Source organism: Actinocrinis sp., assembly GCF_035653575.1.
Taxonomy (GTDB): domain Bacteria; phylum Actinomycetota; class Actinomycetes; order Streptomycetales; family Catenulisporaceae; genus Actinocrinis.
This window is the reverse complement of the sequence record NZ_DASRBQ010000123.1, coordinates 1-8,259: the sequence shown is the minus strand read 5'-3', so window position 1 is coordinate 8,259 and position 8,259 is coordinate 1. Positions and strand designations below refer to the sequence as shown.

The window sequence follows — 8,259 nt, the reverse complement described above, 5'->3', positions numbered from 1 at the left end:
GCCAGTGCGCTCACTCCGGCGCTGCGGCCGGTCCTGCGAACTCTCCGCGTCGCTCAGTCGAGGTAGTCGCGCAGCACCTGCGACCGCGACGGGTGGCGCAGCTTGGACATCGTCTTCGACTCGATCTGCCGAATCCGCTCGCGCGTCACGCCGTACACCTGCCCGATCTCGTCCAGCGTGCGCGGCTGCCCGTCGGTGAGCCCGAAGCGCAGCTTCACCACGCCGGCCTCGCGCTCGGACAGCGTCTGCAGCACCGACTGGAGCTGGTCTTGCAGCAGTGTGAACGACACCGCGTCCACCGCCACGACGGCCTCGGAGTCCTCGATGAAGTCGCCGAGCTGCGAGTCGCCCTCGTCGCCGATCGTCTGGTCGAGCGAGATGGGTTCGCGGGCGTACTGCTGGATCTCCAGCACCTTGTCCGGGGTGATGTCCATCTCCTTGGCGAGCTCCTCGGGCGTCGGCTCGCGGCCGAGGTCCTGCAGCAGCTCGCGCTGGATGCGGCCCAGCTTGTTGATCACCTCGACCATGTGCACCGGGATGCGGATGGTGCGGGCCTGGTCGGCCATCGCGCGGGTGATCGCCTGGCGGATCCACCAGGTCGCGTACGTGGAGAACTTGTAGCCCTTGGTGTAGTCGAACTTCTCCACCGCGCGGATCAGGCCCAGGTTGCCCTCTTGGATCAGGTCCAGGAAGAGCATGCCGCGGCCGGTGTACCGCTTGGCCAGCGACACCACAAGACGCAGGTTGGCCTCGAGCAGGTGGTTCTTGGCCCGGCGGCCGTCCTCGGCGATGATCTCCAGCTCGTGCTTGAACCGGGGGTCCATCTTCTCGCCGGAGTTGAGCTTCTCCTCGGCGAACAGGCCGGCCTCGATCCGCTTGGCCAGCTCGACCTCCTGCTCGGCGTTGAGCAGCGGGACCTTACCGATCTGCTTGAGGTAGTCCTTGACCGGGTCCGCGGTGGCTCCGGCCGAGGCGACCTGCTGCGCCGGGGCGTCGTCCTCGTCGTCGTCGGACAGGACGAAGCCCTCGTCCTCCTCGGTGGCGGGGGCGCCCTCGGCGGCCGGCTCGGCCTCGTCGGTCTCCGCCTCCGGCTCGGCCTCGGCGTCCGGTTCGGTCTCCGCGTCCGCACCGGCTTCCAGCTCGGCGTCGTCGACGAGCGCCTCGTCGGCGTCGAGCTCGAGGTCGAGGTCGCCGTCGAGGTCCTCGTCGAGCGTCTCGTCCTCGTCGTCGCTGGACTTGGCCGCGGCGGCCTTCGCCGGCGCGGCCTTCTTCCCGGCCGTCTTCTTGGCGGCCGGCCCGGCGCCGTCGGCGTCGTCGGTGCTCTTCTTGGCCGCGCCCTTGTCGGCGGCGGCCTTCTCAGGGGCGGACTTCTTCGCCGGGGCGGCCTTGGCGGCCGGCTTGGCGGCGGCCGGCTCGCCGTCCGCAGCCACGGCGGCGGCCTCGGGTGCCGGGGCCGGCTTCGGCTCTGCGGAGGGGGCGGTGGGCGCGGGCTCGGCGGTCTTGCGCACGGTCGCCGTGGCACGGCTGGTGGACGCCGCCGCGACCGCCCGCTTGCGCGGCTTGTTCAGGGAAGCGGCGCCCTCGCCGACCACGGCGACGGTCACACCCTGCTCCAGCAGTGCGCGCAGCACCGACTTGGCCTGGCTGACCGGGACCTTGGCCTGCTCGCAGGCGCGCCGGACGTCGTCGCTCGAAACCGCGGCCCCCTCAGCGCGTTCGAGCAGAGCCTGTACGGCGGAGGCAACCGGCGTGGCGGGCGCGTCCTCTGTCGTCGATGGTGCGCCGGACGCGTTGGGGGCGGCAGACGCGGAAAGCGAGATAGGGGCCGACACTCACGTACCCTTCGGAAAGGTGCTCACAGAAGCGCTAACTAAAAGACCTGGCATGCTAACTTTGCGGCGGAACTCGATACGTCGTATGAGGTAACAGCAATTCCGAAACTGTCACACTTGTATGACAGCACGATGCAGCGGCGCCGTATTCCCGTCCCCAGAGCCGACGGGCCGACAGCCGCACAGCCGTGCCTGGCGTGGATCATTCCCGGTCGCGGCTTTGATCAAGCCGCTGTACACCGCTTCGCAAACGCAGGTCACGCACTCGATCAATAAGTCTAGCAGCGCCCCGAAGGCGCGCGCACACCACCTCGCGAGACTGCGCTCTTCTTCAAGCTGCGCTTCATGTTCGCGGTGCAGCCGACGCCCCAAGCAGCCTGTTTGCGCAAGAGCGCGGCCTCAGCCAGCAGTTCAGTTTTCAAGCAACTTTCCGGCAACGATGCGACGACGGATTACACCCGCACGCGCACGGCGAGCAGCGTCACGTCGTCATCCTGCTCGTGCTCGCGCAGCATCGTCTCGACGAGGTGGTCGAGCAGCGGTTCGAGCGCGGTATCCGGCGCGGAAAGGGCCGCCGCACGCAGCCGCGCGAGCCCCTGGTCGAGCGAGTCGACGCGGGTTTCGACCAGGCCGTCGGAGAAACCGATCACAATGTCGCCGGGCCGCAGCGAGAGCCGGTGTTCGACCCGCTCCTCGCTCCAGCCGAGCGGCGTGGCCTCCGGTGTCGCGTCCACGAAGCGCACATCGCCCTCGGCGGTGATCACCAGCAGTGGCAGGTGACCCGCGTCAGACATGACCAGGCTGCCCGCGGCCGGGTCGTACACCGCGTACACGACGGTGGTCAGCGACTCGGCGTTCTCAGTGGCGTCGAAAAGCCGATCGAGACCCGTGAGCACGGCACGCGGCGAAGGGTCGCTGTACGCCAGCGCGCGCAACGCAGCGCGCACCCGGCCCATGCCCGCCGCAGCGGTGACGCCCTTACCGATCACGTCGCCGACGACCATGCCGAGCCGGCCGTCCTGGAAGCCGAACAGGTCGTACCAGTCGCCGCCGACCTCGGTGTCCAGCGAGCCGGGGATGTAGCGGAAGGCCGCGTCGATGCCGGGCAGATCGGGCAGCCGCTTGGGCAGCAGCGCGTCCTGGAGCGAGACGACCTGGCGATGTTCGCGCTCGTGCATGCGCGCCCGGGCGACGGCCATGGTGCACTGCCCGGCCAGCGCCTGGAGGTAGGCCTGGTCGTCCTCGTCGAAGGTGCGCGCGGACTCGTACACGAGGTAGAGGCCACCGACCGGTCCGGCGGCGGTGGTCAGCGGCAGTACCGCCCAGGACTGCTCCTCCTCGAGCGAGTCCTCCCACTCCACCGCTTCGGGGAAGACCGCGCGCACCCCGGCACGATCCGCGAAGTAGCAGGGCTGACCCGCGCGCACGGCGGCCGTGAGCAGTGGCGGCCACGATGCGGTACGCCGCTCCCAACGCTCATCGTCTGCTGCCTGTGCCAGGCGCTGCGCCGGTACCGGACGCACAGTGCGGGTCTGCGGCCAGGGCGAACGGCCGATCGGGTCGAGCAGTCGCAGCTCGACGTGTGAGGCTCCGGTCACCTGGCCCAGCTTCGCCACGGCCGCGCGCACCTCGCCGATGGTCAGCGCGCCGGCCAGTTCCCTGGCGACGGTCTGCAGCTTGCCGATCCGCCACTGGGTCGAGCCCAGCAGTTCGGCGATGCGGTGCCGGTCGGTTACGTCGTGCACGATCGCGAGAGCTCCAGTGATCTCCCCGGCCGGGTCGTGCACCGGGGACCAGTGTGTTCTAAGGACGCGGACGCCCGGTCCGCGTGGCGCCGGGGCCCACGAGGCGGCCTCCCAGCGCTGTTCGGGCTCGCGCCAGGTCTTGCCCGTGGCCACCACCCGGGCCACCGACTCCTCGACCTGCTCCCCCAGCTCGTCGGGCAGGATCTCGCTGGGCAGCCGGCCAAGGTGCTCCTCGACGCTGAGCCCGTTGATCTCCGCGAGCGCCCGGCTGACCTGGCGGTAGCGGCCGTCCGCGCCGTAACAGGCGAAGGCGACCGATCCGTCGTGCAGCAGCGCGCGCAGCAGCGCCGAGTCGGAACCGGTCTCGTGCGCGGCAGGGCTCTGCTGCCGGATGGCGTCTCGGGCCACAGCTCGCTTCCCGTCCCCTAACCGTTCGCGACGAGACGACGGACTGCCGTCCGCCGCCGTACGGGCGGTCGCCGGTTCGCACCCGGCGTCGTCTCACCGGATCGAGCTTAGCCGTCACCACCCGTCTACAGGGAGTGATTGAGCCAGGATTCTCCCGATCCCGGCGACCAGCCCGGCCATGTCAGCAGGTCCAGACCACCGCGAAGATGGACATTCCAGCGCGCTCGCCGTAGCGGGGCGACCACTCCCCACAACAGGCGAGACATTGAACACACCGGCCGATCATGTGAGCCGGATGCGGTCGGCTTACCCAGCGGAATCTGAGCGCACACGCGCGCGCCACCAGCCGAGACGGCGCAACTTTCTGTCAGCTACCGGATACGTACTGACGCGGCCTCAGTATGCCTGAGGGCAAGGTGTCGTCGGACGTATCCGCCCGCTTGAGCATCGGGAAGTGGGCATCGGGAAGTGGCCGCACCGAACCGAACGACCACTTCCCGACGACTGACCCCGTTGCACTGCCTGAATCACACTGCCTGGATTGCGCTGACTATCTGACCCGCCCAGCCTCACTGCCGGCCTGCAACCACACCGCACCACGCGAGTCCCTGGACCCCACTGCTCAGCAAGCGGCATGCTTCCCGACGCCCCGCCAACCCCTCCCCGGCTCCTGCCCAGCGCCTCCCGGTCAGCCGCTCATGGCTGGCGGCCCCTGGTCAGCAGCCAACGCTGGCAGCTAGCGGTTAGCAGTCAACGGTTCACCGATCCCGCTGCCAACAGTTCAGTGATCCCGCTGCGCCGGCACGTGCGCGGCCGCCGGAGCACCCGTTCCCCGGCTCAGCAGACCGCTCAGCACTTCCGCCGCACCCGAACCGTCACCCGCGAGCAGCCGATCGACCAGAGCCGCATGCTGATCGTCGCCGACACCGGAGCCAGGAACGCAGCCGACCGGCCGCACGCCCGTGATTTCCAAAGCGCCGTATACGACGGAGGCGAGGTGCTCGAGCATCCGGTTGTCCGTCGCGCGCAGCAGCAGCGCGTGCAGTTCCGCGTCAGCGCGCTGGTACGCCATCGTGTCGCCATCCGCCGCGGCCTCGGACAGCAGCTCGGAGAGCTCCATCATCCGGGTCCGGGCGATCTCGGGCAGCCGGGAGGCCTGCGCGGCGACCAGGTGCGCGGCCAGCGGCTCAAAGGCCTGGCGCAGTTCGGCCAGCTCCCGGGCCTGGTCGGCACGGAAGGGGCCGAGCGCCCGCCACTCGATCACGTCAGGGTCGAGCAGGTTCCACTCGTGAACCGGCCGGATCCGGGTGCCCACGTTCGGGCGGGCCGAGACCAGGCCCTTGGCTTCGAGCACGCGCAGCGACTCGCGCACGACCGTCCGGGAGACCTCGAAGCGCTGGCCGATCTCCTCGGGGACCAGCGGGCGGTCCGCGCCGAGCTCGCCGGCCACGATCATCTGGCCGAGCTGCTGGACGAGTTGGCCGTGCAGGCCCCGGCCGCGCTGGGCAGCCGCCCGTGGGAAGACGGCAGCGCCCTGCGCCAGGCCGTAGGGGTAGACCTGCGCCTCGCCGGTCTGGCCCTGGGCCGCAGCGGCCAAGCCGCCGGGATGGGCCGAAAGGGTCGCGGAGGTGACTGAGGAGACGGTGTTCATGCTGAACTGGTCGGCGTTCCCGGCAGTCGGCTTGAGGGCTGCGGCGACCATTTACTCATGATTGTCACGGAATGCACTCAGTCGAGTGAATCATGGTATTTAACTGCGTGACAGGACCACAGGTCAGACCACGCGGTCAGCCGATCCAGTCAGACCACGCGACGCCGACGTACGGCAAGCACCCCCGACAGCATCAGCACGGCAAGCGGAAATGCGAGCAAGAGACTTAGTGCGGCCGTGTCAGTGATGCCCGGCGTGAGCCGCACAGCGCGCCGCGCAGCCTCGGCTACATAAGGCATCGCAAGACTCGTCGAGCGAGGCAGGAACACAGCGACCAGCGCGCCGCCAGCGAGCGCTACGGCCGTTGTGAGGAGCCGCAAGCGCAACACGGCGCCGCCCACGACGCCCAAGGCGCCGCAGAGCGCTGCGAGAGCGAGCGGGCACCAACCAGCCAGCATGAGCTGTGAGGGCAAGGCGACCTCGACGCCGGAAACCTTGAAGCCGAGCCGAGCGGTCCAGTAGGCGACCACCGTGGTGCCGAAGCAAAGCAGGACGCCGACGAACGCCGCGACTACGGCTTTTGCGACGAGCACGGAAAACCGTCGCGGCAGCAAGGCGAAGGTAAGTAAGCCGCCGCCGTAGCGGTACTCATAGCCGATCGAGGTCGCGCCGAGCCATGCCGCAGTACCGGCGGCAACGGCACCGGGAAGCACCATTCCGACGATGCCGCCGTTGACGACCCAGGCGCCGCCACCGTGCATCGGCGAGTACTGATGCAGGAGTGCGGTCGACCAGCCAGAAGCCGACGGGACGTTAGCCGATGCGGCCAGCGACAGTAGTGACAAGCTGGGAGTCGGCACCGGCGGCCCAGGCGGCGCGGGATGTGCGAGCCCGACCATGTGCCGCGCGGCCGGGAGCGTCAGGATCGCCGACCCGAGGAAAGCGAAGAACGCCGCGCCGCGTAGCGAGCGAAGGTTTCCGAGCCGCACGAGCTCGTATTTCAGAGCGCCGATGAGGCCCGAAGCGGTTGCGAGTAACGACCAGCTCATTAGTGCGCTTCCTCCCCCGCAGTGGAATTCGAGGCCTGTTCGCCAGGAGATTCGACGTCCGTTGGTGCATCAGACGCCGCTCCCGCGCTCGTCATAGCTCCATGCGCCCCCACATCGGTCCCCGCCCGAGGCTCGCCCACCCCTGCATTAGCGCCCACCTCAACTGCACCGACCACCGCACCGGCCACCGGCAAAGAAACATCCGTCTCCGCGCCAGCGGCCATCGACGCCGCGTTGACTCCCGTACCGGCCACCGCCAGAGGCTCACCCGCCCCTGCATCAGTCCCCGCACCGGCCACCAATTCATCGTTCCCTGGCGAGCCAGGCGTACCGGCTCCCGCCTCTGGTTCGGGCACGACCGTGATCAACCTGACGCTGGGCTCGTCCAGAGCATCGACGCCACCGACGTTCATCACCCTGACGTTCGAAACCGGCGCCCCTGTCCTCGCAACCGGCGCCCCCGTCCTCGCAGCATCCACGCGCGCCGGTCGCAGTGCCTTGGCACCCCACGTCCTCCCCCCGCCCGACAGCGGAGCGGTGGTCCCGACGCTGACCGGCGTGGGCACACTCACGACTCGCTTTCCGTCGGGGAAGCCCTGGATCGGCACCACGGGCCTTGCTCGCCTGCCCGTGCATGCGGCCAGCACTAGGTCTCCCGGGTCCGAGCCCGTGAAGCGGTCCGACAGCTCGTGGACCGGGATGCCGTGCCGGTATGCGAGGTCGCCGACCCGCGCGCGGTCGAGCCCGCGCACCTCGAGGCACGCACCCTCGCCCTGGGTGCTGCGCGCTCCGGCCTCGGCGAGGATCGCGGCGAAACGGACGATCTGCGGCGACCGCACGACGACGGACGCGCCGGTGGGCGCGCGCAGCACCTCCTCTGCGGTCCGCGTGCCGACCAGGTAGCCGGAGTCGAGCAGCAGCACCCGGTCGACCATCCCGATCAGCGTCTCCGTGTCAGAGCCGGTGACCAGCGCCGCGCGACCCTGCGCGGTGAAGGCTCGCAGCAGTGCGCCGAGCCACGCCACTCCCTCCGGTTCCAGGCCACGGTCAGGGCAGTCCAGCAGCAGGGCCTTCGGGTCGCCCAGCAGTGCGACGGCGATGCCCAGCCTGGTGGCCATGCCCTCGGTCAGGTCGGACAGGCGCGTGCGACTCTGCTCGGTGAGCCCGACGATGTCGAGGACGGCATCGATCCGGTCGGCGGGGCGCCCGCGGCGGGTGCGTTCGATTCGGTCAGCCAGGTCGCCCTCATCGGGGCCGCCGCGACCGCGTCGAGCGGCCTCCTTCCGCTGCTCGAACTCGCTCTCATCGTGGCGAGCCTCGCACCCGTTCTCGGCGCATTCGAGCCGGGCGGCGAGATCGCCCTCGTCGTGAAGCGACCTGCGGCCGAACCGAAGCCACCGGCGGCGACCGAATCCGTCACCGCGCTCGCCGTCGCCATACGGCCGCCCTGATCGGCCTGCTCCGATTCCGATCGCATCGGCATCAGACTCGTCGGCCCCAACCCGAGCGCTGTGAACGCCGAGAGCTTCCGCGAATTCGGCGTCCTCCTCCGCGTCAATGCCGAGGCCGTCCGC

Annotated in this window: 4 protein-coding genes and 1 pseudogene; all 5 read right to left on the bottom strand. The window is 69.8% G+C overall.

All coding sequences use genetic code 11. From position 1 onward, the window contains the following. Window positions 1-53: 53 nt before the first annotated feature. Window positions 54-1,832, bottom strand: coding sequence for an RNA polymerase sigma factor (locus VFA06_RS17730; protein ID WP_324841716.1), 1,779 nt, complete (start codon window positions 1,830-1,832; stop codon window positions 54-56). 452 nt (window positions 1,833-2,284) lie between these two features. Continuing rightward, entirely contained in the window at window positions 2,285-3,985 is a 1,701-nt protein-coding gene (locus tag VFA06_RS17725; RefSeq protein ID WP_324841715.1) for a SpoIIE family protein phosphatase, read from the bottom strand. A 781-nt stretch (window positions 3,986-4,766) separates the two neighbouring features. Further along, window positions 4,767-5,687, bottom strand: a complete 921-nt coding sequence (locus VFA06_RS17720) for a FadR/GntR family transcriptional regulator (protein WP_324841714.1) — start codon at window positions 5,685-5,687, stop codon at window positions 4,767-4,769. Between the two features lie 98 nt (window positions 5,688-5,785). Further along, on the bottom strand, window positions 5,786-6,685 hold the full coding sequence (locus tag VFA06_RS17715) for a hypothetical protein (protein ID WP_324841713.1): 900 nt from the start codon (window positions 6,683-6,685) through the stop codon (window positions 5,786-5,788). Continuing rightward, window positions 6,685-8,259: pseudogene (locus tag VFA06_RS17710) on the bottom strand (hypothetical protein); the annotation flags it as partial. The pseudogene VFA06_RS17710 and the gene VFA06_RS17715, both read right to left, overlap by 1 nt.

What these genes read in the sequence shown, in the direction of transcription:
- VFA06_RS17720 (WP_324841714.1), bottom strand. Translation starts at nt 5,687, where the DNA reads ATGGTCGCCGCAGCCCTCAAGCCGACTGCCGGGAACGCCGACCAGTTC.
- VFA06_RS17715 (WP_324841713.1), bottom strand. Translation starts at nt 6,685, where the DNA reads ATGAGCTGGTCGTTACTCGCAACCGCTTCGGGCCTCATCGGCGCTCTG.